Annotated in this window: 23 protein-coding genes; 9 read left to right on the forward strand and 14 right to left on the reverse strand. The window is 75.1% G+C overall.

Going from position 1 to position 23130, the window contains the following annotated elements:
* Nucleotides 1-15: 15 nt before the first annotated feature.
* The 5 genes from ACI784_RS03895 to ACI784_RS03915 form a co-directional block, all read right to left on the reverse strand.
* Nucleotides 16-960 carry an ABC transporter substrate-binding protein gene (locus tag ACI784_RS03895; protein ID WP_456922046.1) on the reverse strand — a complete coding sequence of 315 codons (945 nt, stop codon included), beginning with the start codon at nucleotides 958-960 and terminating at the stop codon, nucleotides 16-18.
* Between the two features lie 116 nt (nucleotides 961-1076).
* On the reverse strand, nucleotides 1077-1571 hold the full coding sequence (locus ACI784_RS03900) for a hypothetical protein (protein ID WP_456922047.1): 495 nt from the start codon (nucleotides 1569-1571) through the stop codon (nucleotides 1077-1079).
* Entirely contained in the window at nucleotides 1568-2461 is an 894-nt protein-coding gene (locus ACI784_RS03905) for a mechanosensitive ion channel family protein (RefSeq protein ID WP_456922048.1), read from the reverse strand. Before ACI784_RS03905 ends, ACI784_RS03900 begins: the two co-directional genes overlap by 4 nt.
* Before the next feature lie 51 nt (nucleotides 2462-2512).
* Nucleotides 2513-3313, reverse strand: coding sequence for a thioesterase family protein (locus ACI784_RS03910; protein ID WP_456922049.1), 801 nt, complete (start codon nucleotides 3311-3313; stop codon nucleotides 2513-2515).
* Nucleotides 3314-3415: 102 nt separating this feature from the next.
* Nucleotides 3416-3808, reverse strand: a complete 393-nt coding sequence (locus tag ACI784_RS03915) for a hypothetical protein (protein WP_456922050.1) — start codon at nucleotides 3806-3808, stop codon at nucleotides 3416-3418.
* A 265-nt stretch (nucleotides 3809-4073) separates the two neighbouring features.
* Here ACI784_RS03915 and ACI784_RS03920 point away from each other — a divergent pair, with 265 nt between their 5' ends.
* The 4 genes from ACI784_RS03920 to ACI784_RS03935 all read left to right on the forward strand — a co-directional run bounded on the left by ACI784_RS03920 (nucleotide 4074) and on the right by ACI784_RS03935 (nucleotide 7919).
* Nucleotides 4074-5840, forward strand: coding sequence for a BCCT family transporter (locus ACI784_RS03920; protein WP_456922051.1), 1767 nt, complete (start codon nucleotides 4074-4076; stop codon nucleotides 5838-5840).
* 76 nt (nucleotides 5841-5916) lie between these two features.
* Nucleotides 5917-6309, forward strand: a complete 393-nt coding sequence (locus ACI784_RS03925; RefSeq protein WP_456922052.1) for a VOC family protein — start codon at nucleotides 5917-5919, stop codon at nucleotides 6307-6309.
* Nucleotides 6306-6821 carry a hypothetical protein gene (locus ACI784_RS03930; protein ID WP_457012549.1) on the forward strand — a complete coding sequence of 172 codons (516 nt, stop codon included), beginning with the start codon at nucleotides 6306-6308 and terminating at the stop codon, nucleotides 6819-6821. Before ACI784_RS03925 ends, ACI784_RS03930 begins: the two co-directional genes overlap by 4 nt.
* A gap of 147 nt (nucleotides 6822-6968) precedes the next feature.
* On the forward strand, nucleotides 6969-7919 hold the full coding sequence (locus ACI784_RS03935; protein WP_456922054.1) for an EamA family transporter: 951 nt from the start codon (nucleotides 6969-6971) through the stop codon (nucleotides 7917-7919).
* A gap of 50 nt (nucleotides 7920-7969) precedes the next feature.
* On the opposite strand, the gene ACI784_RS03940 is transcribed toward ACI784_RS03935, so the two are convergent.
* Nucleotides 7970-8965, reverse strand: a complete 996-nt coding sequence (locus tag ACI784_RS03940) for an ABC transporter substrate-binding protein (RefSeq protein ID WP_456922070.1) — start codon at nucleotides 8963-8965, stop codon at nucleotides 7970-7972.
* A gap of 128 nt (nucleotides 8966-9093) precedes the next feature.
* Here ACI784_RS03940 and ACI784_RS03945 point away from each other — a divergent pair, with 128 nt between their 5' ends.
* The gene (locus ACI784_RS03945) at nucleotides 9094-10023 is read left to right on the forward strand and encodes a siderophore-interacting protein (protein WP_456922055.1); all 930 of its coding nucleotides are present in this window, start codon (nucleotides 9094-9096) and stop codon (nucleotides 10021-10023) included.
* 13 nt (nucleotides 10024-10036) lie between these two features.
* On the opposite strand, the gene ACI784_RS03950 is transcribed toward ACI784_RS03945, so the two are convergent.
* From ACI784_RS03950 to ACI784_RS03975, 6 genes are all read right to left on the reverse strand, one after another.
* Nucleotides 10037-10864 (reverse strand): ABC transporter ATP-binding protein, encoded by an 828-nt coding sequence (locus ACI784_RS03950; RefSeq protein WP_456922056.1) that lies wholly within the window; start codon nucleotides 10862-10864, stop codon nucleotides 10037-10039.
* Nucleotides 10861-11943, reverse strand: coding sequence for a FecCD family ABC transporter permease (locus ACI784_RS03955; RefSeq protein ID WP_456922057.1), 1083 nt, complete (start codon nucleotides 11941-11943; stop codon nucleotides 10861-10863). The genes ACI784_RS03950 and ACI784_RS03955 overlap by 4 nt, the downstream gene beginning before the upstream one ends.
* The gene (locus tag ACI784_RS03960) at nucleotides 11940-13013 is read right to left on the reverse strand and encodes a FecCD family ABC transporter permease (protein ID WP_456922058.1); all 1074 of its coding nucleotides are present in this window, start codon (nucleotides 13011-13013) and stop codon (nucleotides 11940-11942) included. Before ACI784_RS03960 ends, ACI784_RS03955 begins: the two co-directional genes overlap by 4 nt.
* 110 nt (nucleotides 13014-13123) lie before the next feature.
* Nucleotides 13124-13852, reverse strand: a complete 729-nt coding sequence (locus tag ACI784_RS03965; RefSeq protein WP_456922059.1) for a mycothiol-dependent nitroreductase Rv2466c family protein — start codon at nucleotides 13850-13852, stop codon at nucleotides 13124-13126.
* Complete coding sequence (locus ACI784_RS03970) at nucleotides 13849-14343, reverse strand: glutathione peroxidase (RefSeq protein ID WP_456922060.1); 495 nt, start codon at nucleotides 14341-14343, stop codon at nucleotides 13849-13851. The genes ACI784_RS03965 and ACI784_RS03970 overlap by 4 nt, the downstream gene beginning before the upstream one ends.
* Nucleotides 14344-14433: 90 nt before the next feature.
* On the reverse strand, nucleotides 14434-14844 hold the full coding sequence (locus ACI784_RS03975) for a DUF2237 family protein (RefSeq protein ID WP_456922061.1): 411 nt from the start codon (nucleotides 14842-14844) through the stop codon (nucleotides 14434-14436).
* A 62-nt stretch (nucleotides 14845-14906) separates the two neighbouring features.
* On the opposite strand from ACI784_RS03975, the gene ACI784_RS03980 reads away from it, so the two are divergent.
* The gene (locus tag ACI784_RS03980; RefSeq protein ID WP_457012550.1) at nucleotides 14907-16904 is read left to right on the forward strand and encodes an acetoacetate--CoA ligase; all 1998 of its coding nucleotides are present in this window, start codon (nucleotides 14907-14909) and stop codon (nucleotides 16902-16904) included.
* 9 nt (nucleotides 16905-16913) lie between these two features.
* Here ACI784_RS03980 and ACI784_RS03985 read toward each other — a convergent pair whose 3' ends face one another.
* Nucleotides 16914-17678 (reverse strand): alpha/beta fold hydrolase, encoded by a 765-nt coding sequence (locus tag ACI784_RS03985; protein WP_457012551.1) that lies wholly within the window; start codon nucleotides 17676-17678, stop codon nucleotides 16914-16916.
* 211 nt (nucleotides 17679-17889) lie between these two features.
* Between ACI784_RS03985 and ACI784_RS03990 the strand changes: the two genes are divergently transcribed.
* Together ACI784_RS03990 and ACI784_RS03995 are read left to right on the forward strand one after the other, a co-directional pair.
* On the forward strand, nucleotides 17890-19152 hold the full coding sequence (locus ACI784_RS03990) for a cytochrome P450 (RefSeq protein ID WP_456922064.1): 1263 nt from the start codon (nucleotides 17890-17892) through the stop codon (nucleotides 19150-19152).
* Nucleotides 19153-19246: 94 nt separating this feature from the next.
* The gene (locus ACI784_RS03995; RefSeq protein ID WP_457012552.1) at nucleotides 19247-20536 is read left to right on the forward strand and encodes an MFS transporter; all 1290 of its coding nucleotides are present in this window, start codon (nucleotides 19247-19249) and stop codon (nucleotides 20534-20536) included.
* A 31-nt stretch (nucleotides 20537-20567) separates the two neighbouring features.
* On the opposite strand, the gene ACI784_RS04000 is transcribed toward ACI784_RS03995, so the two are convergent.
* On the reverse strand, nucleotides 20568-22295 hold the full coding sequence (locus ACI784_RS04000) for a glycoside hydrolase family 13 protein (protein WP_456922066.1): 1728 nt from the start codon (nucleotides 22293-22295) through the stop codon (nucleotides 20568-20570).
* 59 nt (nucleotides 22296-22354) lie between these two features.
* On the opposite strand from ACI784_RS04000, the gene ACI784_RS04005 reads away from it, so the two are divergent.
* A complete protein-coding gene (locus ACI784_RS04005) occupies nucleotides 22355-23101 on the forward strand; it encodes an SDR family oxidoreductase (RefSeq protein ID WP_457012553.1) in 747 nt (248 codons plus the stop codon).
* The last annotated feature ends 29 nt before the right edge of the window (nucleotides 23102-23130 follow it).

Here is a 23130-nt window from a genome sequence, read left to right on the forward strand (position 1 = left end):
GGCGGAGTGCTCCGGTCAGCCGACGGTGGGGTTCACCGTCGGGTCGTCGATGGCGCCGTCCTCGACGCCCCACCGGGAGAGCACCTCGGTGTAGGTGCCGTCGTCGATCAGGGCCTTGACGGCGTCGGCGACGGCCTGGGCGAAGTCGGCCTGGTCCTGGGCGACCACGTAGCCGTAGGGCGCGGCGTCGTAGATGTCGCCGAGCAGCTCGAGCTGGCCGTTGGTCTGCTGCACGGCGTAGGCCATGACCGGGGAGTCGGCCAGACCCGCGGCCGCGGCGCCGGAGACGACCGCCGCGGTGGCGTCGCTCTGCAGGTCGTACTGGTTGATCGTGATCGGGTCCTCGCCGGCGGCCTCGCAGGCCTCCGACCGGGCGGTGATGTCGTCGACCTGCACGGTGGCCTTCTGGACGGCGATGGTGAGCCCGCAGGCGTCGTCCGGGTCGACCCCGTCGGGGTTGCCGGCCTTGGTCGACCACTGCGTGCCGGCCTCGTAGTAGCTGATCATGTTGGCCTGCTGCAGGCGCTCGGGGTTGATCGTGAACGACGAGACGCCCACCTCGTACCGCCCCGAGCCCACGCCGGCGATGATCGAGTCGAAGGCGGCGGTCTGGAACTGCGCCTCCAGGCCCAGCTTCTGCGCGACGAGGGTGAACAGGTCGACGTCGAAGCCGACGATCGTCTCGCCGTCCTCGGCGATGAACTCGCTGGGGGCGTAGCTGGTGTCGCTGCCGACGCTGATCACGCCGTCCTCGGCGATCGCCGCGGGCACGCGGGCGGCGAGCGCCTCGTCGGCCTCCACGGTGGGCAGTGGCTCGCTGGTCGCCGCGGCGCCGCCGCCCCCGCCACCGCTGCCCGCATCGTCGCCGGAGTCGTCCCCGCAGCCGGCGAGCGCGAGGGTCAGGCCGGCGGCGGCCGCGACGGCGACCCGTCCACGCCGGGTCAGGGATCGGATGGCCACGGGTTGTCTCCCTCCACGGGTGCCTCGTCCGCCGAGGCACAGGGTGCTGATCCTGCCCTGCGAGCCTCCGGCCTGGTGCGGCGAGGTGCCTGGTGACCGCCGTGCGGTGGCGGCCGTCACGGCTCCGGAGAGGTGGTGGCCGGCGGCTCGGACGCCGGTGCCCGGGTCGTCGTCGGCTCTCCCGGTGTGCTCTCCGCGGTCTCCCCGCCGCCGGTCGTGGTCGGCGGCGTGGTCGAGTCCGTCTCCCGCGGCGCCGTCGTCGTCGGCGCGGTGCTGCGGCTCGTGGTCGGCGTCGGGGCCGTCGTGCCGGTCGGCTCCGGGGTCTCGGGGGCCGGCGCGGGCTCGGCGGGCCGGGCCGGCTCCTGCGCCGGCGCGGGCTGGGTGTCGCTGACGGGCTGCTGGACGGTGCCGACCCCGGTGACCGGCGGCCTCACGTAGAGGTACAGCGTGCCGACGGCGAGGAACAGGATCGTCAGGACGACGGTCGAGGTGCGGGCGCGGCCGAGGTGGTGGGGCACCGCCGCCCAGAACCGGCGCAGGCCCGAGGGCGGGGCGGTGCGCACCGACGGCAGCTCGTGGGTCGGGTGCTCCCCGGAGTGGCGGGGGCTCACCGGGCGCCGTCCGCGGAGGCGGAGAGGTCCTCGGCGGCCACGTGGGACGTCGGCGCGGGCATGTTCAGGCCCGCCCGGCGGAAGGCCAGGACGACACGGGCGCGCAGGTCACGGCCGACCTCGAACTGCTTGCCGGGCAGCGTGCGCGCCACCATGCGGACGTTGACCTGCTCGAGGTCGAGGGTCTCCACGCCCATGACGCTGGGCTCGTCGAGCAGCAACGGGCGCATCGCCGGGTCGGCGAAGGCCTGCTCGCCCACCTCGTGCAGCAGGTCGTTGACGCGGCTGACGTCCATGGTCGTGGGCACCGGGATGTCGACCACGGCGCGGGCCCAGTCGCGGGAGAGGTTGACCACCTTGACGATCTGACCGTTCGGCAGCGTGACCACCTCGCCGTTGGGCGAGCGCAGCCGGGTGATGCGCAGGGTGACGTCCTCGACGGTGCCGGTCGCCTCGTCACCGCCGCCGACCACCTGGATGGAGACGACGTCGCCGAAGCCGTACTGCCGCTCGGTGATGATGAAGAACCCGGCGAGCACGTCGCCGACGATCCGCTGGGCGCCGAAGCCCAGGCCGACGCCGAGGACGGTCGCCGGCGCCACCAGCCCGCCGATCGGGATGCCGGCGCGGTCGAGCACGAAGAAGGCGGCGATCGCGTAGATCAGCACGATGAGGGTCCAGGTGATCACCTGGGTCAGGGAGTGCCGGTGCTTGGCCGCCTCGGACCTGACCAGGACGTCGCCGCCGGTGGAGCGGGCGTCGATGCTGTCGGTGATCTTCGTGCCCACCCATGCCACGAGCCGGGCCAGCAGCACCGACCCCAGGATGATGAGCACGATCTCCAGCCCGCGGCCGGAGAGCCAGTCCAGGAGTGCGTCCAGTGGTTCCATCGCCCCCCAGCGTCGTCGCCGCCGCCGGGGAACGCCAACCGTGACCGGCAGTCAGCGCGGCTCGACGAACAGCGACTGCGCGGAGCGGCCGACCCGCCCGGTGGCGTCGTAGAGGTCGGCGAAGCACTGGCCGGCACCGGCCGGGCCGAGGGTGGTGACGGCGTCCACGCCCAGCCACTCGCCGGCCGGCGGGCGCACCAGCGACAGGCCGAGGTCGACGTTGGCGAACGTGGCCGTCGTCCAGTCCAGGACGGCGGAGATGCCGCTGGCCGCGTCGGTCATCACCAGCAGGTGCTGCAGCGGCGTCATCGGCTCGCCGGCCACCAGGCCGCACAGCGGGCGGGTCCAGGCCGCGGCCGGGCCGGGCGCGTTGAACGAGCCGTGCGCGAACCGCCACTCCAGCGCCCGGTGGTAGGCGACGTCGGTGGTGAAGAAGTCGGCGGTCTCCGGCCGGCTCTCCTCCGGCCCGGGCAGGGGGACGGCGGGCTCCGGCGTCCCCTCGGCGGCGCGGGTGCGCACCCGCCAGGCGGTCAGCCGCATGAGCGGCCGGTCGTCGCCCGCGGTGAGCCGGGACTCGACGAGCTCCACCCGCCGGCCCGGCCGCAGCACCCGCGCCGAGACGGCGACCGGGCCGACCGGCACGGGGCCGAGGATGTCGAAGGCCAGCCGGACGGTCTGCGCGTCGGGGATCCCGCCGGCCGCCTCCGCCTCGCGGGCCAGCAGCGCCGCCGGGGGGCCCGCGTGCTGCAGCCCGGGGTCCCAGGGCCCGATCGTCAGCGCGGTGGCGCGGTAGCCGCCGTCCACCGGCTCGTACAGGGCGGGAGGCATGTCCCCGGTCGCGGGCGGGCGCATGCCGCCCAGTGTGCCGCCGGCCCTGCCGGGGGTCCCGCGCTCTGTCGGTGCGATCCCGTCCGCAGAGGGAAGGGGCCCGCAGAGGGCGGCGTCCCGCGGCCGTCAGAGGCCCGACCGGCGGGTCTCCCAGACCGCGAACGCCGTCCAGGCGGCGGCGAGGACGGCGGCCACCACCCACAGCCAGCGCAGCGACCCGGCCGGGTCGGCCAGCACGAGCAGCACCGCCACGACCAGCACCGCCCCGGCGAGTGGTGGCGTGCGCAGCACCTGGCCGAGGGTGCCGGGCCCGGGGTAGGTGACGAACACCACGACGGCGACGACGAGGAGGAAGCCGCACAGGCCGGCGAGGAACAGCGCCGGGATGCCGTACTGCGCGGGCAGCAGGAACGAGCACAGGACGCCGACGGCCAGGCCGACCCCCAGCCCGACCAGCAGCTTCCGGCGTCGGGGGGACCACGACGACCCCGATCCGGGCGGGGGGAACGGCGGCGCCACGCCCCAGGTGTGCCCCCGGCCTCCCGCGGGCACACAGGCACCCGCGGGCGTCGCGTGGCGGTCTCGCCGAGATCACAGCGGGCTTGCGCGCGGCCGGCCGGCTCCGGACGGTGGATGAGTCGCTCCTCCCGTCCCCGGGAGCGGCGGCGCGCCCGTCGTCGATCGAGAGGGAGGAGCGCCGGCACCGGCGCCACGCGGCACAGTGACGAGAGAAACCGAGAGAAGACGCCAACCCAACTTCGTCGCGACCAGCGACCACCCGGCCGTGGCCCCGCCGCCTCCGCTGCCCGCGGACCGCGGCGCGTCGCTCGACCGCGTCGTCTTCGGCGTCTCCGCCGTCGTCGCGCTGGCCTTCGTCGCCTGGGGCTTCCTGTCCCCGGCGGGCCTGGGCTCGGCCAGCGGCAGCGCGCTGGAGTGGGTGGAGACCAACCTCGGCTGGTTGTTCGTGCTGCTGGCGTCGTCCTTCGTGGTCTACGTCCTGTGGCTGGCCGCCGGGAGGTACGGCCGCATCCCGCTGGGCCGCGACGACGAGGCGCCGGAGTTCCGCACCGTCTCGTGGGTCGCGATGATGTTCAGCGCCGGCATGGGCATCGGCCTGATGTTCTTCGGCGTCAGCGAGCCGCTGTCCCACTACGTCTCCCCGCCGCCGCGGACGGTCGCGGCCGAGACGCCCGAGGCGGTGCAGACGGCGATGGCGACGACGCTGTTCCACTGGTCGCTGCACCCGTGGGCGATCTACGCCGTCGTCGGGCTGGCCATCGCCTACGGCACGTTCCGTCGCGGGCGCCGGCAGCTGATCAGCGCCGCGTTCGCCCCGCTGTTCGGCACCCGCCGCACCGAGGGCTGGGCCGGGAGGACGATCGACGTCCTCGCCATCTTCGCGACGCTGTTCGGCTCGGCGGCGTCCCTGGGCCTGGGTGCGCTGCAGATCGGCAGCGGCGTGGAGATCCTCGGCTGGGCGGGGGACGTCGGCAGCGGCGTCCTCGTCGTCATCATCGCCGTCCTGACCGCGGCGTTCGTCGCCTCGGCGGTCTCCGGCATCGCCAAGGGGATCCAGTGGCTGGCCAACACCAACATGGTGCTGGCCGTCGTCCTGGCGGTGTTCGTGTTCGCCGTCGGCCCGACGGTGTTCATCCTCAACCTGCTGCCGACCACGATCGGCACCTACTTCAGCGACCTGGGCCAGATGGCCGCCCGCACCGAGGCGACCGGCGGCGACGCGACCGCCGAGTGGCTGCGCGGCTGGACGGTCTTCTACTGGGCCTGGTGGATCAGCTGGACGCCGTTCGTCGGGCTGTTCATCGCCCGGATCAGCCGCGGCCGCACCATCCGGCAGTTCGTCACCGGCGTGCTGCTGGTGCCCAGCGTGGTCAGCCTGGTCTGGTTCGCCGTCTTCGGCGGCGCGGGCATCGCCGTGCAGCGCAGCGGGGTGGACGTCGCCGGGCAGGCGACCACGGAGGGCCAGCTGTTCGGCGTCCTCGACACCTTCCCGCTCGCCACGGTGATGACCGTGCTGGTCATGACGTTGGTCGCGATCTTCTTCGTGTCCGGCGCGGACGCGGCATCGATCGTCATGGGGTCGCTGTCGGAGCGGGGGACGCTGTCCCCGAGCCGCACCACGGTGGTGTTCTGGGGCGTCGTCATGGGCGCGGTCGCCGCGATCATGCTGCTGGTCGGCGGCGACGAGGCGCTGACCGGCCTGCAGAACCTGACGATCATCGCCGCGTTGCCCTTCGCCCTGGTGATGGTGGGCCTGGCCGTGTCGCTGGCCAAGGACGTGCGCACCGACCCGATGGTGCTGCGGCGCACGGTCGCGGCCGAGGCGGTCGAGCAGGCCGTCGTCGAGGGCATCACCCGGCACGGCGAGGACTTCGTGCTCGTCGTCGAGCCGGCTCCGGACGCCGATGCCGACGGCGTGCCCGACACCGCCACGCACTCCACCCCGGTCCGGACCGTCGAGCACCGGGAGGGGCGCAGCGGCGTGCAGGTCGACGAGGTCGGCTGGCCGGTGCCCGACGGCACCCGGCGATGAGTTCCGCCGGTCGGCCCCGTCTTCCCTCCGACGGGGCCGACCGGGCCTCCGGACGACGGGACCGACGACCGTGCGCATGATCTTCCTGAACCTCCCGGTGCGGGACCTCGCGGCCGCCAAGGCGTTCTACGGCGGGCTCGGGTTCTCCTTCACCGAGCAGTTCTCCGACGAGCGGACGGCCTCGGTGGTGATCGACGAGAACGTCGTCGTCATGCTGCTGACCCGCGACCGGTTCGCCGACTTCGTGACCGGCGAGGTGGGCGACCCCGCGGCCGCGACCACCCAGCTCGCCGCGCTGTCGGCGGCCAGCCGCGAGGAGGTCGACCAGCTGGTCGAGCGGGCCCTGGCGCACGGCGGGAAGCCCTGGCTGCCGCCCCAGGACCACGGGTTCATGTACGGCGCGAGCTTCACCGACCCCGACGGGCACGTCTGGGAGGCCGTCTGGATGGACCCGTCCGCGGTCCGGTGACCCCCGCCGAGGCGCTGGCCGGGGTGTTCACCGCAGGTGCACCCCGGGCGGAACTGGCCGACCGGCTCGCGCTCTTCGCACCGCTGGTGGGCAGCTGGGACCTCCGCGTGACCGACGTCGCGGCGGACGGCTCGGAGACGGAGCGGTACGGCGAGTGGCACTTCGGCTGGGCGCTGGACGGGCGCGCGCTGGCCGACGTCTGGATCAGCCCGTCCCGGGCCGCGCGTGCCCGCGGCGCCCCGGATGGCGAGTGGGGCCTGAGCCTGCGGTTCTGGGACGAGGCGCTGGGTGCCTACCGGTCCACCTGGCACGGCCCGGCGCGCGGCTGGGTCATCCCGTTCACCGCCGCGCCCTCCCCGGACGGACTGGTCCTGTCCGGCGAGCGGGACGGCACCCGCCTGCGCTGGGTCTTCTCCGAGGTCGGGGCCGACGGCTTCCACTGGCGGGCCGAGGAGGACGACGGCGAGGGGTTCCGGGTGCGGCAGCGCTTCGTCGCCGTCCGCCGCGCCTGAGCCGCTCGTCCCTGCGCGAGATCGGCGACCTGGTGGCGATCAGCGGCTGACGGCCACCAGATCGCCGATCTCGCGCCCCGGGGTCGCGGGGAGCGACAGCCCGGCAGGTAGGTGGCACGGGGCATCACGGCAACTACATTGCTGTCCGTGCAGCGCCCCGTCCTCGGTTACGCCGCCACCGTCGCCGCCGCGGGGTTCTTCGCCGTCAACGGCACCGTGTCGACCCTCGCCCTCCAGGCGGGCATCCCGCCCACCCGGCTGACCGCGCTGCGCTGCGTCGGCGCCGCCGTGGGGCTGCTCGTCGTCCTGGCGCTGGTGTCGCCCGGGCGGCTGCGGATCACCTGGCGGGAGGTGCCCTTCCTCGCCGTCTTCGGGGTGGTGGGCGTCGCGCTGACGCAGTTCCTCTACTACGTGGCGATCGGCCGGCTGCCGGTCGGCATCGCGCTGGTCTTCGAGATGACCGCGCCGGTGTTCATCGCCCTCTACGTGTGGCTGGTCCGCCGCGAGCAGGTGCGCAGCCGGCTGTGGGTGGCCCTGCTGCTGTCGCTGTCCGGCCTGGTCTTCGTGGCCGAGGTCTGGCAGGGAGGCGGCTCGCTGGACCCGCTCGGGGTGGCCGCGGGGCTCGCCGCCGCGCTGTGCCTGGCCACCTACTACCTGATGGGCGAGCGGGGGACGGTGACCCGCGACCCGGTCGGCCTGACCTGCTGGAGCTTCGTCGCCGCCGGGCTGTTCTGGTCGGTGGCCGCGCCGTGGTGGGAGTTCGACGCCGGAGTGCTCACCGAGCGGGTGCCGGTGTCGGCCGGGTCGCTCGAACTCCCGCTGTGGGTGCTCGTCGTGTGGATCGTCGTCCTCGGGGCGATGGTGCCGTTCTGGCTGTCCATCGCGGCGCTGCGGCACCTGTCGCCGACGACCGCCGGCCTCGTGGCGACCGTCGAGCCGGTGCTGGCGTCGGTGGTGGCCTGGCTGTGGGTCGAGCAGGTGCTGTCGGGCTGGCAGGTGCTCGGCGGCATCGTCGTCCTGGTGGGGATCGGCCTGGCCCAGACGGCGCGGCCGGCGCCCGTCGCCGCCGCGGTGCCGGAGGCGGTCGCGCCCTCCTGAGCGGAGTCGCTCGGTGACGGGAACCGGCACCGAGCGACCCCGCCCGTGGTTCAGGTGACCTTCCGGGCCTCGGTGAGGTAGCCGGCCAGCTCCTCCATGTAGGCGGCCTGGGCGGCGTAGTCCATCCCGATGTACTTCCACGGGTGGAGCTGGCCGGCCTGCACCGCCGGCAGCAGCGCGGCGGTCGGCTGGGCCGCGTACTCCTCCGGGGTCATGCTGAGCCGCAGCGAGTAGAGCAGCACGTCGCTGGGGTGGTTCGGCACCTCCTCCCAGCCGACCGACTCCCAGAAGTAGCCGTCACCGCCGGGGTCGACGAACTGCACGCCGAGGTCCTGGTAGAGGTGCAGCGAGGGGTCGTCGGGCGCCTTGGCCATCCACCAGCCGTCGCTGGGGGAGGCGTACACGGGCAGCACCGTCACGCCGCCGGCCGCGGCCTCGGTCAGGGCGGTGGACGCCGCCTCGTAGTCCTCCCGCGCGGCGTCGACCAGCTCGTCGTCGGCGCCGACGGACTCGGCCAGCTCGAGGGTGCGCTCGATGACGTCGGCCGCCGAGCCGCCCCAGGTGATGGCGACGATCGGCGCGATCTCGGCGACCTGCTCCTGCTGCTCGATCGACTCGAAGCCGTACAGGGGCTGGGTCCGGTCGATCGTGCCCGCGGAGTCGGTCGGGTAGACCGAGGTGACGATCAGGTCGGGGGCGGCCGCGGCCAGCCGCTCGAGGTCGATCTGCCCGTAGCTCTCGCCCAGGATCGCGAACCCGCCGAGGTCCTTGCCCTCGAACGCGACGTCGTCCGCGGCGGAGGTCTGGCCCCAGCCGCCGACCGGCTCGATGCCGTAGTTCCACAGCGAGGCGACGACGTCGTTGAGGCCGGCGATGCGGGTCGGCGTCTCGTCGAGCTCGACGGTGTTCCCCAGGTCGTCGGTGAACTCCCAGCCGCCCTCCCCGGGGGCGCTGGAGCCGGCGGCGTCGGCGGGTCCGTCGGAGCAGCCTCCGGCCGCGAGCAGGGCGGCCACGGTGAGGGAGGCGCCGATCAGGCGGCGCGGCATGCGGTGCAACGGGGGTCTCCTCGCTGGTCATCCCGGGAGGTGGTTCCTCCCGGAAGGCGGCTTAGGTTAGCCTCACCTCTGCTGCCGTCGGCAAGGGTCGGGGCGCCGGGAGAGAGTGGAGACGCCACATGACCGTCACCGTCGAGACCGCGGTCGAGGCCGCCCCCGGGTGGGCCTTCTTCGACGCGACGGTGGCCGCCGTCCGCCGGCTGGGCCCGAGCTTCGTGCGGGTCACCCTCACCGGCCCCGACCTCGCGGGCTTCGGCGTCGCCGGCGACGACCAGCGGATCAAGCTGGTGCTGCCCCGTGACCCGGCCGGCATGCGCCGGCTGGTCGAGCGGGGGTCGGACTGGTACCCGGAGTACTGCGCGATGCCCGAGGAGCAGCGGCCCTGGGTCCGCACCTACACGGTGCGCGCCGCGCGCCCCGAGCTCGCCGAGGTCGACGTCGACCTGGTCCTGCACGGGGTGGAGGACGGGCACGCCGGTCCGGCCGCCCGCTGGGCCGCGGCGGCCGCGCCCGGCGACCGCATCGTGCTGCTCGGCCCCGACCGGCCCGGGCGCGGCCGGATGTGGGGCGTGGAGTGGGCCCCGCCCGCCGCGGCCACCACGCTGCTGCTGGCCGGCGACGAGACCGCCGTCCCCGCGGTCTGCGCGATCCTCGAGGGGCTCGGGCAGTCCCCCCGCCGCGTCGTGGCCCTGCTCGAGGTGCCGGCCGAGGCCGACGCGATGAACCTCGTGCTGCCGCCGGGGGTGAGCGTGCGCTGGCTGCCGCGCTCCGGCGCCGCCCGCGGCTCCCTGCTGGTGCCGGCGGTGCACGCCGCGCTGTGCGAGCTCGGCGTGGTCGCGACGCCCACGGAGGTCCCGGAGGACGTCGACCTCGACGCCGGGCTGCTGTGGGAGGTCCCGGACGCGGACGCCACCTCGGGCTGCTACGCCTGGCTCGCCGGCGAGGCCGGGGTGGTCAAGCAGCTGCGCCGGCACCTGGTCGGCGACCTCGGCGTCCCGCGCGGCGCGGTGGCGTTCATGGGTTACTGGCGGCAGGGCATCGCGAGCTGAACCGGCGCGCGCCCTACCGCAGGCGGCGGACGGGCACCACCATCGGCGTCCCGGCCACCGGGTCCGGCACGATCCGCGCCTCCAGGTCGAACACGTCGGCCAGCAGCCGCTCGGTGAGCACCTCGGCCGGCGTCCCCGACGCGACCAGGACGCCGTCCTTCATGGCCACCAGCCGCTGCGCGTACCGGGCGGCCAGGTTCAGGTCGTGCAGGACGACGACGACGGTGCGGCCCCGCTCGGTGTGCAGCCGGCCCACCAGCTCCAGGACGTCGATCTGGTGCGACAGGTCCAGGTAGGTCGTCGGCTCGTCGAGCAGGAGCAGGTCGGTGCCCTGCGCCAGCGCCATCGAGATCCACGCGCGCTGGCGCTGCCCCCCGGAGAGGGCGTCGACGGGCCGCTCGGCCAGCTCGGACATGTCGGTCCAGGCCAGCGCCTCGGCGACCGCGGCCTCGTCCCCGCGTGACCACTGCTGGAGCCACGACTGGTGCGGGTGGCGGCCGCGGGCCACCAGGTCGGCCACCGTGAGCCCCTCCGGCGCGACCGGCGTCTGCGGCAGCAGCCCGAGCACCTTCGCCACCTCGCGGGTCGGCGTCCGGGAGATGGCGTGCCCGTCGAGCAGCACCTGGCCCTGGCTGGGGCGCAGCAGCCGGCCCAGGGCGCGCAGCAGGGTGGACTTGCCGCAGCCGTTCGGGCCCACGATCGCGGTGAAGGAGCCGTCGGTGAGCTCCAGGTCGAGGTCGCGGACGACCACGCGGTCGTCGTAGCCGAGGCTGACCGACTCGGCGGCGAGGCGGACCGGCCGGGTCCCGGTGGGGACCGGGGGGTGCGCGGTGGTCGTCACAGCGTGGATCGCCGCCTTCCGCGGACGAGGAGCCAGAGCAGGTACGGGGCGCCGACGGCGGCGGTGAGGATGCCGACCGGCAGGGCCTCGGGCAGGACGGTGCGGGTGAGCAGGTCCGCGCCGATCACGAGCGCGGCGCCGAGCAGCCCGGAGGCGAGCAGGGGCGGCCGGGAGCCACCGCTGAGGCGGACGGCGATCTGCGGGACCACCAGCGCCACGTAGGAGATCGGGCCGGCGGCGGCGACGGCGGCGGCGGTGAGCGCGACCGCGACGAGGACCACCGCGGCCTGGGCCAGCGGCAACCGGACGCCGAGCCCGCGGGCGGTGTCGTCGCCGAACTGCAGCACCGCCAGGGCGCGGCTGGCGGCCAGCGCGAGCGGGACCAGCACGGCCAGGGCGAGGGACAGCGGCCCGGCCTGGTCCCACGTCCGGGCGTTGAGCGAGCCGGTGATCCACACGTAGGCGGCGGCGGCGTCGAAGATCTCCGCGCGGGTCAGCAGCCAGTCGGTGAGCGCGGAGGCGACCGCCCACAGCGCGATGCCGACGAGCACCAGCCGGTAGCCGTCGACGCCGCGGCGCCAGGCCAGCACGAACAGCAGGACGCCGGTGACCAGCGCGCCGAGGAGGGCGGCCAGCGGGACGCCGAGGCCGCCGAGCAGCGCCCCGCCGCTCGACGTCCCGCCCAGCACGATCGCCGCCACCGCCCCCACCGAGGCGCCCTGGGTGATGCCGAGGACGTCGGGGGAGGCCAGCGGGTTGCGGGCGAAGGTCTGGAACAGCGCCCCGGCGATGCCGAACGCCAGCCCGACCAACGCGCCGACGACGATCCGCGGCGCGCGCAGCTCGAGGACGATGAACTCCTGGGTCTGCTCGCCCAGGCCGACGAGGGTCTCGAGGACGTCGCCGACGCCGATCGGGAAGTCGCCGCGGCCCAGGCTCACCGCCCCCAGCAGGACGACGACGACCGCGGCGCTCACCGGCACGAGCAGCTGCCGCCAGCGCAGCCGACCGGAGACCGGGCCGGCGCGGACGACGGTCTCCCGCGGCACCGCGACGCGCTCCGGAGCGGTCGCCGTCACGGGCCGGCCAGCTGGCGGCGCCGGATCAGCGCGATGAAGAACGGCGCGCCGACCAGGGCGAGCACGATGCCGACCTGCAGCTCACCGGGCCGGGCCACCACCCGGCCCAGGACGTCGGCCAGCAGCAGGAACGCCGCCCCCAGCAGGCCCGAGAGGGGGACCAGCCAGCGGTGCGCGGGGCCGGTGAGCGCCCGGACGACGTGCGGGACGACCAGCCCGACGAAGGCGATCGGGCCGCAGGCCGCGGTGGCGGCGCCGCACAGCAGGGTGACCGCGCCGAGCCCCACCAGGCGGGCCAGCCAGACGCGCTGGCCGAGGCCGCGGGCGACGTCCTCCCCGAGGCCGAGCAGGTCCAGCGCCGGCGCGTTGAGCAGCGCGAGGACCAGCCCGGCGGCGATGAACGGGGCGACCTGCCAGGCGATGTCCGCGCCGCGGCCGGCGAGGGCACCGACGACCCAGAACCGGAAGCTGTCCAGGCTGTCGGAGTCGCTGACCAGGATGGCCCGGACCAGCGCGTAGAGCAGCGCCGACAGCGCGGCACCGGCCAGGGCGAGGGTGACGGGGGTGGCGCCGCCGCGGCCGGCGGAGCCGAGGGTGAACACCAGCACGGTGCCGGTCAGCGCCCCGGCGAAGCCGAACCACACGTACCCGGCGGGCGTGCTGAGGCCCAGCGCCCAGATGGCCAGGACGACGCCGAGGGAGGCGCCGGCGGTGACCCCGAGCAGGCCGGGGTCGCCCAGCGGGTTGCGGGTGTGGCCCTGGGTGAGCGCGCCCGCGACGCCGAGCGCCAGGCCGACCAGGAGGCCCAGGGCGGTGCGCGGCAGCCGCAGCTCGCGCACGATCACCGCCTCCTCGCTGCCGAGGGAGGAGTCGGTCAGCGCCTGCCAGACGGTGCCCAGGCCGATGCTGCGGGTGCCCACGGCGATGCTGAGCGCGGCGGAGGCGACGACCAGCAGCAGCAGCGCGAGGGCGGCGAGGAACCGCGGGCCGCGGCCCCGCAGCAGACCGCGCGTCCGGGGCGGCGCCACCGCCCCCGGGGTCCGGGGAGCGGCGTCGGTCGTCGAGGACACGCGCGGCTCCAGGGACGAGGGACGGGGGACCACCCGCATCGACCGGGCCGTCTGCCGACACAGGTTAGCCTCACCTCAGCCGGCCCGTGCGCTCCCGCGGCGTGCCGCGGTCACCGGTGCTGGCGGCGGCTGCCCCCGTGCCAGTCCTCCTGCACGCCCACCTCGCCCGGGCGGACGCCGAAGGAGCGCACCTGCGGGCGCTCCCGGAGGCTGCGCTTGAGCTCGGCGAACCCGGGGAAGGCGGCGAGGGCCACCACGTGGTCCCACAGCTCGACGGCGTCCTCGGGGCTGGGCACCCGGCTGATCACCGGGCCGAAGAACGCGGCGCCGTCCGGGGGAGCGAAGTGCAGGATCGGCGTCCCCACGTCCTTGCCGGCCAGGCGCAGCGCCTCGTCGGTGTCGGCCTGGATCGCGGCGTCCCACGACTCGTCGTCCAGCGCGTCGGCGAGGTCCGCCGGCAGGCCGAGGCCGGCGAGGACGGGTGCGACGAACGCGCGGGTGCCGCGCTGCTCCCGGTCCTGCGGCCCGTCCTGCGGCTCGGCGTCGAAGACGGCGGTCCCGAGCGCGGCGTAGAGCGGGCCGAGCACGTCGGGCCCGTGCTCGTCGCGGGCCCGCGCGGCCACCCGCAGCAGCCGCAGGCCGGCGGTGTGCCCGGCCTCGTACTCCGGCGGGAACTGGGTGTCGTAGTCCACGTGCCGGTTGAGCAGCCGCAGCGAGATCAGCCGCCACTCGACGGTGTACTCCCGCCGGTCGGCCACGGTGCGCACCCACTGGCTGGTCACCCAGGCGAAGGGGCAGACCGGGTCGAACCAGAAGTGCAGGTCGGCGTCCCGGGTCACTGGGCCAGCGCCTGCTCGATGGCGTGCCGCACCTCGGGGGAGTCGGGCTGGGTCTGCGGCCGGAAGCGGGCCACGACCGCGCCGTCGGCGCCGACGAGCCACTTCTCGAAGTTCCAGCGCACCTCGCCGGCCTCGCCGGTGGCGTCGGGCGCCTCGGCCAGCCGCTGGAACAGCGGGTGCGCGCCCGGGCCGTTGACCTCGAGCTTCTCGGTCATGGGGAAGGTGACGCCGTAGGTGGTGGAGCAGAAGCTCTGGATCTCCTCCGCCGTGCCCGGCTCCTGGCCCATGAACTGGTTGCACGGCGCGCCGACCACGGTCAGGCCGCGCCCGCCGTACTCCTGCTGCAGCGCCTCCAACTGGCTGTACTGCGGGGTGAGCCCGCAGCGGCTGGCGACGTTCACCACCAGGGCCGCGCCTCCGCCCGCGAGGGCGCCCAGGGTCGTGGCCTCGCCCTGGAGGGTGGTCACCGGCAGGTCCAGCAGGTCGCTCATGTCGCTCCTCGTCGTGTAGCGCATCTGGTGGCTCCCTCGCAGGGCCCCGCCGCCAGCGTGCGGGTGGTGGGGGGCAAGGGGGTCCTTCCTCTAGTCGAGGCCGCTGAGGTCGTCGGGGACGTCGACGGCGTGCTGCCGCAGCGCCTCCAGCGGGACGACCTCGAGGGCGCGGGCGTTCGTCGCGGCCAGGACGACGCCGGCGGCCGCGCCCGCCTGGTACGCCTGCAGCCAGCGGGCGGCGACGACGCACCAACGGTCGCCGGGGCGCAGGCCGGGGAAGGCGTACTCCGGCCGCGGCGTCACCAGGTCGTTGCCCAGCTCGCGCTGCACCTGCAGGAACTCGGCGGACACGACGGCGCAGACGGTGTGGCTGCCGACGTCCTCGGGGCCGCTGCTGCAGACACCGGTGCGGAGGAAGCCGGTCATCGGCTCGGTGCCGCACGGCTCCAGCGGCCCGCCGAGGACGTTGCGCTCCTCGCTGCCGCCTCCGGGTCCGCTCATCGGGTCAATCTTGCTGGCTGCACCGCGCCCGCGCAGCGCGCGGGGGATGGCAGGGTGCCGGTGTGACCGGTAACGCGAGCGAGCCGACCGTCCTCTGGCGCCCGACCCCGGAGTCGGTGCGGGCCACCCGGATCGCCGAGTTCGCCGGGTGGGTGGCGCAGCGGCGCGGCCTGGACCTCGGCGACCCGGCGGACTACGACGCGATCTGGCGCTGGTCGGTGGAGCGCCTCGACCAGTTCTGGGCCGACGTGGCCGGCTGGACCGGCGTGCTGCCCGGCATACCCGACGACCGGGTGCTGACCCGACGGGAGATGCCCGGCGCCGTGTGGTTCCCCGGCACCACGCTCAACTACGCCGAGCAGGCGCTGCGCGCCGGCGCCGACGGCACGGTGCCCGCCGACTCCCCGGCGCTGATCGCGGTCGCCGAGGACCGCGAGCCGGAGGAGACCAGCTGGGCGCAGCTGCGCGCCCGGGTCGGCGCCTTCGCCGCCACGCTGCGCCGGCTCGGCGTGCAGCGCGGCGACCGGGTCGCCGGCTACCTGCCCAACGTCCCCGAGGCGGTCGTCGCCTTCCTCGGGACGGCGGCCATCGGCGCGGTCTGGTCCTCCTGCGCCCCCGACTTCGGCACCCGCGCCGTCCTCGACCGCTTCGTCCAGATCGAGCCGACCGTGCTGGTCGCCGTGGACGGCTACCGGTTCAACGGCAAGGAGTACGACCGCCGCGAGGTCGTCACCGAGCTGCGCGGCGCGCTGCCCAGCGTCCGGACGACGATCGCCGTCCCGCGGCTGTTCCCCGGCGAGGTGCCGGCCGGCGCCGTCCCGTGGGCCGAGGCGGTCGCCGAGGAGCAGGAGCCGGTCTTCGAGCAGGTCCCGTTCGACCACCCGCTGTGGATCGTCTACTCCTCGGGCACCACCGGCCTGCCCAAGGGGATCGTGCACGGCCACGGCGGCGTCACCCTCGAGGAGCACAAGCAGCTGGCCCTGCACGGGGACGTCGGCCCGGGCGACCGCTTCTACTGGTACGCCTCCACCGCCTGGATCATGTGGAACATCGCCACCTCGGCGCTGCTGTGCGGCGCCACGGTGGTCGTCCACGACGGCGCCCCCGCGTACCCGTCGGTCGACGCCCAGTTCGCGATCGCCGCGCAGACCCGGCTGACCTACCTCGGCACCAGCGCCGGCTACCTGACCGCCTGCGAGAAGGCCGGCATCCGGCCGGGGGAGACCCACGACCTGTCGGCGCTGCGGTGCATCGGGTCGACCGGCTCGCCGCTGCCGGCGTCCGCCTTCACCTGGGTGTACGACGCGGTCAAGCCCGACGTGTTCCTCGGGTCGCTGTCCGGCGGCACCGACGTCGCCACCGGGTTCGTGGGCAGCTCACTGCTGCTGCCGGTCAGCGCCGGGGAGCTGCAGCGGCCGATGCTGGGTGTCGCGGCGGCCGCCTGGGACGAGCACGGCGAGCCGGTGGTCGGCGAGCTGGGCGAGCTGGTCATCACCGAGCCGATGCCGTCGATGCCGCTGTACTTCTGGAACGACCCCGACGGCGAGCGCTACCGGGAGTCGTACTTCGAGCCGTGGCCGGGCGTCTGGCGGCACGGGGACTGGATGGAGGTCACCGACCGCGGCACCTGCCTGATCACCGGCCGGTCGGACTCGACCCTCAACCGCGGCGGCGTGCGCATGGGGACGGCGGACATCTACGCCGCCGTGGAGTCCGTCCCCGAGGTGCTCGACTGCGTCGTGCTCGGCGTGGAGCAGCGCGACGGCGGCTACTGGATGCCGCTGTTCGTCAAGCTGGCCGAGGGCGCCGAGCTCACCGAGGAGCTCACCACCCGGATCCGGGACGCCATCCGCCGCCAGGCCAGCCCCCGCCACGTGCCCGACGAGGTGATCGCCGTCCCCGCGGTGCCGCACACCCGCACCGGCAAGCGGCTGGAGGTGCCGCTCAAGCGGCTGTTCCAGGGTGTCGACCCGGCCCGGGCGCTCAACGTCGGCGCCGTCGACGACCCCGGCGCGGTCGAGCACTACCTGGCCCTGGCGCGGGAGCGCGGCCCGCGCTGAAGGCCCGGGTCACCGCCCCGCGCCGGCCGTCAGCCGGTCGCTGCCGGCCAGCTCGAGCAGGACGGCGGCGACGGCGTCCGGGTCGGACACGTGAGCGAGGTGCCCGCAGTCGAGGGCGCGGTGCCGCCACCCCCGTGACTCCGCCGCCCGCTGCGCCCACCGGTCGAACCCGGGGTGCGGGAAGCGGGTGCACCGCACGTAGCTGCGCGGCAGGTCGCCGACGGCGCCGGTCAGGTGGAGCGGGCGGGTGAAGTGGCCCACCGGGGTGGCCCGCAGCCGGGGCTCGGCCCACGCGGCGTCGTCCGCGTCGGTGATCCCCCACAGCCGGGAGAGGATCTCCGGCCACGGTGGCGGCGCGAACCGGGGCAGCAGCCACCCGTCGCCCTCGGTGGCCACGAGCGCCTCCATCGCCGCCCGCCGCTCCGGAGCGACCAGGTCGAACACGCACTGGCCGTCCTCCGGGACGAACGCGTCCAGGTAGACGACCTCGGCCACCCGCTCCGGCAGCCGGTCGGCCACCCCGGTGACCACCGCGCCCCCGGAGCTGCTGCCGACCAGCACCACCCGGTCGAGGTCCTCGTAGGTCAGCACGTTGACCACGTCCTCGACGTGGGTGAGCAGGTCGATCCCGTGGTCGAGCAGGTGGGACCGGTCGCCGAGCCCGGTGAGCGTCGGCGCCACCACCTCGTGGCCCGCTCCGCGGAGCAGGGGGGTGAGCTTCCGCCAGCACCAGCCGCCCAGCCAGGCGGGGTGCACCAGCACGAACGTCGCCATCGCCCGGCCTCCGTCCCTGGAGGAGCCGGCCGGCGCCCGGTGCGGTCCGGCGCCCGGTGCGGTCCGGCCGGCGCGTGCCGACGACGGTAGGCCCGGCCGGTCGCGACAGGCCAGCCCCGCCGGCTCCGTGTCCCACGTGCGACGACGCGTTGACACCCCGCCCGGGCGCCGGACACGATCCCGGCTCAGCCGCCTGCAGGACGGAGCGCCGGTGACCGCACCGCTGGCCAGGGACGTCGTCGACCTCGAGCTGTTCGACCCGCAGGTGTGGGCCGAGCGGGGGCAGCCGCACGAGGCCTTCGCCGCCCTGCGCGCGCGGGCGCCGGTGGCCTGGGTCGACGAGGTCCCCGTCCTCGGCTGGCCGGAGGGGCCGGGCTACTGGGGCGTGTTCCGGCACGCCGACGTCCGCGCGGTGAACACGCACCCCGACGTCTTCAGCTCCCAGCTCGGCGCCACCCAGATCCACGACCCCGCCCCCGACGACCTGGTCTTCCAGCGGCGGATGCTGCTGAACCTCGACCCGCCGGAGCACTCGGTGCTGCGCCGCACGGTCAACCGGGCCTTCACCCCGCGGGCGGTCGCCCGCATGGCCGGCTGGGTGCACGACCGCGCCCGGGAGATCGTCGACGGCCTCGACGGGACCACGTCCTGCGACTTCGCCCAGGACGTCGGCCGGGAGCTCCCGCTGCTCACCCTCGCCGAGATCATGGGCGTCCCGCGGGAGGACCGGCACCTGCTGTTCGGCTGGGCCAACCGGGTCATCGGCGTGCACGACGAGGAGTACGCGACGGCCGGGGACGGCGGCCGCCCGGTGGACCCGCGGTCGCGGGCGAGCCTGCAGGACATGTTCGACTACGCCCACCAGCTCGCCGCGCACAAGCGGGCGCACCCCGGCGAGGACCTGATCAGCCTGCTGCTGGCCGGCGTCGAGGGGCAGCCGCTCACCGACGAGGAGTTCGAGAACTTCTTCTTCCTGCTCTCGGTCGCCGGCAACGAGACGCTGCGCAACGCCATCCCCGGCGGCATGCTCGCCCTCCTCGAGCACCCGGAGCAGCTCCGGCGGCTGCGCGCCGACCGCGGGCTGCTGCCCACCGCGGTCGACGAGATGCTGCGCTGGGTCACCCCGGTCACCCAGTTCCGCCGGACCGCCACCCGGGACGCCGAGCTCGCGGGCCAGCCGATCCGTGCCGGGGACAAGGTCGTCGTCTACTACGCCTCGGCCAACCGCGACGGGGCCGTCTTCGACCGGCCCGACCGGTTCGACGTCGGCCGCACGCCCAACGACCACCTGACCTTCGGCGTCGGCCCGCACTTCTGCCTCGGCGCCGGCCTCGCCCGGCTGCAGATGAGCGCCCTGTTCGGCGAGCTGCTCGACCGGGTGCACGACGTCGAGCTCGCCGGGCCGGTGGTGCGGCTGCGGTCGAACTTCCAGAACGGCATCAAGCGGCTGCCTATCACCTACCGGCTGCGCTGACCCCGGTCACGGGGGAGCGGCCCGGCGGCGACCGTATGCTCCCCCGGTCACCGCCCGCCCGACCCCGGGCCGGTACGGACGACGGGGGAGAACGATGGCCGGCCTGCCGCGGGCGCTCGCGCCGCTGCGGCACCCCCGCTACCGCCTGCTGGCCGCCTCCCTCGGGCTCTCGCTGCTCACCAACAGCACCTTCGCCGTCGCCGTGGTGTGGCAGGTCGTCGCGCTGGACGGCGGCCCGGCCGAGCTGTCGCTGGTCAGCGGGCTGACCGCCGGCGGCATGCTGGCCAGCACGCTGCTCGGCGGCGCGCTGGCCGGCCGCGTCCCGCAGCGGCACGTGCTGCTGGCCGTGGCGCTGGTGCAGGCCGTCGGCATCGCGCTGGTCGCGGTGCTGTCGCTGACCGGGGTGCTGGCGCTGTGGCAGCTGGCCGCCGTCGCGCTGGCCGGCGGGCTGGCCAACGGCTGCTACTACCCGGCGTACTCCGCGCTGGTCCCGGCGCTGCTCCCGCAGGACGAGCTGCTGCCGGCCAACGGGCTCGAGGGCACGATGCGGCCGGTCCTCTACCAGGCCACCGGCCCCGCCCTGGCCGGCGGGCTGATCGCGGCGACGTCCCCCGGCGTCGCCCTCGTCGTCACCGCGACCGCGGCGGTGGGCGCGGCGGTCTGCGTGGCAGCGCTCCCCGCGACGCCGGTCCGGCGCGAGCCGGGGACGGCGCCCGCACACCCGGTGCGCGGCCTGTTCACCGACATGCGCGAGGGCTTCGCCTACATGGTCCGGACGCCGTGGCTGCTGGCCACGCTGCTGTTCGCCTCCCTGATGCTGCTGGTGATGATCGGCCCGTTCGAGGTGCTCGCGCCCTTCGCGATCAAGGACCGGGCCGGTGGCGGGCCGTTCGAGCACGCCCTCGTGCTGGCCGCCTTCGGGGTCGGCGGTGCGCTCGGCTCGATGACCGTGGCCTCGATGCGCCTGCCCCGGCGCTACCTCACGGTCATGAACCTGCTGTGGGGCCTGGGCTGCGTCCCGCTCGTCGTCTTCGGGACCACCACCCAGCTGGCCGTCATGATCGGCGCCGGGCTGGTCACCGGCGCCTCCATGCAGGCGGGCATGGTCATCTGGGGCACGCTGCTGCAGCGGCGGGTGCCGCCGGCGCTGCTCGGCCGGGTCTCCAGCCTCGACTTCTTCGTCTCCACGGCGTTCATGCCGCTGTCGATGGCCCTCGCCGGCCCGGTCAGCGAGCTGATCGGCCTGTCCGCCACCTTCCTCGTCGCCGGGCTCGTGCCCCCGGTGCTGGCGGCGGTCGCGCTGCTGGCCGGGCGGCTGCCGGCCGACGAGCTGGCCCACCCGCTGGACCGGCGCCCCTCCGCGGGGACCCCCGTGCCGGCCTGAAGACCCGGGACGGGGCCGGCCGAGCCTCCGCTCACGGCAGCCGCAGCACCCGCGCCTCCCACGGGCGCAGGACGGCCGGGTCGGCCGGGTCGGCCGGGTCGGCCGGCGCCAGGTTGCCCAGCACCGGCTCCGCGGCCACCGCCTCGGGCAGCAGCTCGTCCAGCCGGTGCTCGTGCCCGCTCACGTTGCAGACGACCAGCAGCGTCTCGCCGTCCAGCGACCGGGTGAAGGCGTACACGTCGTCGTGCTCCGGCAGGAGCATCGTGAAGTCGCCCAGCGCCACCACCGCCGACTCGTGCCGCAGCGCGATCAGCCGCCGGTGGTGGGCGAACACCGAGTGCGGATCGGTGCGCTGGGCGGCGGCGTTCCACTCGGTGTGGTCAGGGTTCACCGCGATCCACGGCGTCCCGGTGGTGAAGCCGGCGTGCGGCGAGTCGTCCCACTGGACCGGCGTCCGGGCGTTGTCCCGGCCCACCCGCCGCATCGCCGCCAGCACCCGGTCGGGGTCCTCGCCGTGGGCGACGGCCTGCGCGAAGTGGTTGAGCGACTCGACGTCGCGGAAGTCGTCGAGGGAGGCGAACGGGGCGTTGGCCATGCCGAGCTCCTCACCCTGGTAGACGTACGGCGTCCCCCGGTGCAGGTGCAGCAGCGTGGCCAGGCAGGTCGCGGAGTCCCGGCGGTACCGCGGCGAGTCGTCCCCGAAGCGGGAGACCGCCCGCGGCTGGTCGTGGTTGTCCCAGTAGAGGGAGTTCCAGCCGACGTCGGCCAGCCCCGCCTGCCACCGCCCGAACGAGGCCTTGAGGTCGCGCAGCCGCAGCGGCCGGGGGTGCCACTTGGACTCGTCGAAGTCCAGCCCCACGTGCTCGAACTGGAACACCATGTCCACCTCGGCCCGCGCCGGGTCGGTGAACAGCCGGGCCTGCTCGACGGTGACGCCGGGCATCTCACCGACCGTCAGCAGCGCCTCCGACCGGCCGGCGAACACCTCGCGGTGCATCTCCTGCAGGAACTCGTGGATCCGCGGCCCGCACAGGTAGGACGCCGAGCCGTCGCCGTAAGGGAGGCCGGGCAGCGGCGGGCCGTCGTGCAGGTGGCCGTCGGCGGCGACGTCCTTGCTGATCATGTTGATGACGTCCATGCGGAAGCCGTCGACCCCGCGGTCGAGCCACCAGCGCATCATCGCGTACACCGCCTGCCGGACCTCGGGGTTCTCCCAGTTCAGGTCCGGCTGCCGGCGGTCGAACAGGTGCAGGAAGTACTCGCCGCTGGCCTCGTCGAGCTCCCAGGTGGGGCCGGAGAAGAACGAGTGCCAGTTGGTCGGCTCCGCGCCCGGCGCGCCGGCCGTCATCCCCGGCCGCGGCGGCCGCCACCAGTACCAGTCGCGCTTCGGGGAGTCCTTGGACGACCGGGACTCCCGGAACCACGGGTGCTGGTCGCTGGTGTGGTTGACCACCAGGTCCATGACCAGCCGGATCCCGCGCGCGTGCAGCGCGGCGACCAGATCGTCGAACTGTGCGAGGTCCCCGAACAGCGGGTCGACGTCCTGGTAGTCGCTGATGTCGTAGCCGTTGTCGGCCTGTGGTGACGGGTAGACCGGCGAGAGCCACAGGACGTCGACGCCGAGATCGGCCAGGTGGTCCAGCCGCTGCAGGATCCCGCCGAGGTCGCCGATGCCGTCGCCGTCGGAGTCCATGAACGAGCGCGGGTAGACCTGGTAGACGACGGCACGGGTCCACCACGGGGGCTGTTCGGCGGGCACGACGTCCACCCCAGCACGGCGGAGTGCGCCCCGCACCCGCGCGACGCTACGGTCCGACCATGCCTCCCGGTGTCGTGCTCGTGACCGGCGGGAGCCGCGGCATCGGCGCGGCGACGGCGCGTGCCGCCGCGGCGGCCGGGTGGTCGGTCGCGCTGACCTACCGGGACGACGCGGCCGCGGCGGCTGCCGTCGTGGCCGGCATCGAGGCGGGCGGCGGCACCGCCTGCGCCGTCCGCGCGGACGTCTCGGTGGAGGACGACGTCCTGGCCGCCTTCGCCGCCGCCGAGGCGCTGGGCGCGGTGACCGGACTGGTGGCCAACGCCGGGATCGTGGGCCCGCGGGCGCGGGTCGACGAGCTGACCGCCGAGCGGGTGCACCGGATGCTGGCGGTCAACGTGCTGGGTGCCTTCCTGTGCTGCCGGGAGGCGGTGCGGCGGATGTCCACCCGGCACGGTGGGTCCGGGGGGTCGATCGTGCTGCTGTCCTCGGTCGCCAGCAGGCTCGGGTCGCCCGGCGAGTACGTCGACTACGCGGCCAGCAAGGGGGCCGTCGACACGCTGGGGATCGGCCTGGCCCGCGAGGTGGCCGACGAGGGGGTCCGGGTCAACGTCGTGCGGCCCGGGATCGTCGAGACGGAGATCCACGCCAGCGGCGGCCAGCCCGACCGGGTCGCGCGGCTCGGCCCGACGGTGCCCATGCGCCGGGCCGGTCGCGCGGAGGAGGTCGCCGACGCCGTCCTGTGGCTGCTCGGCGACGACGCCGGCTACTGCACCGGCAGCGTGCTCGACGTCGCCGGCGGCCGCTGACCCGCAGCGCGAGGTGGTCGACCACCTCG

The organism is Geodermatophilus sp. SYSU D01186 (assembly GCF_054050215.1).

Coding starts and splice junctions, on each gene's coding strand:
- ACI784_RS03905 (WP_456922048.1), bottom strand. CDS start 2,461: ATGGAACCACTGGACGCACTCCTGGACTGGCTCTCCGGCCGCGGGCTG.
- ACI784_RS03910 (WP_456922049.1), bottom strand. CDS start 3,313: ATGCGCCCGCCCGCGACCGGGGACATGCCTCCCGCCCTGTACGAGCCG.
- ACI784_RS03925 (WP_456922052.1), top strand. CDS start 5,917: ATGATCTTCCTGAACCTCCCGGTGCGGGACCTCGCGGCCGCCAAGGCG.
- ACI784_RS03940 (WP_456922070.1), bottom strand. CDS start 8,965: ATGCCGCGCCGCCTGATCGGCGCCTCCCTCACCGTGGCCGCCCTGCTC.
- ACI784_RS03945 (WP_456922055.1), top strand. CDS start 9,094: ATGACCGTCACCGTCGAGACCGCGGTCGAGGCCGCCCCCGGGTGGGCC.
- ACI784_RS03970 (WP_456922060.1), bottom strand. CDS start 14,343: ATGAGCGACCTGCTGGACCTGCCGGTGACCACCCTCCAGGGCGAGGCC.
- ACI784_RS03975 (WP_456922061.1), bottom strand. CDS start 14,844: ATGAGCGGACCCGGAGGCGGCAGCGAGGAGCGCAACGTCCTCGGCGGG.
- ACI784_RS03985 (WP_457012551.1), bottom strand. CDS start 17,678: ATGGCGACGTTCGTGCTGGTGCACCCCGCCTGGCTGGGCGGCTGGTGC.
- ACI784_RS03995 (WP_457012552.1), top strand. CDS start 19,247: ATGGCCGGCCTGCCGCGGGCGCTCGCGCCGCTGCGGCACCCCCGCTAC.
- ACI784_RS04005 (WP_457012553.1), top strand. CDS start 22,355: ATGCCTCCCGGTGTCGTGCTCGTGACCGGCGGGAGCCGCGGCATCGGC.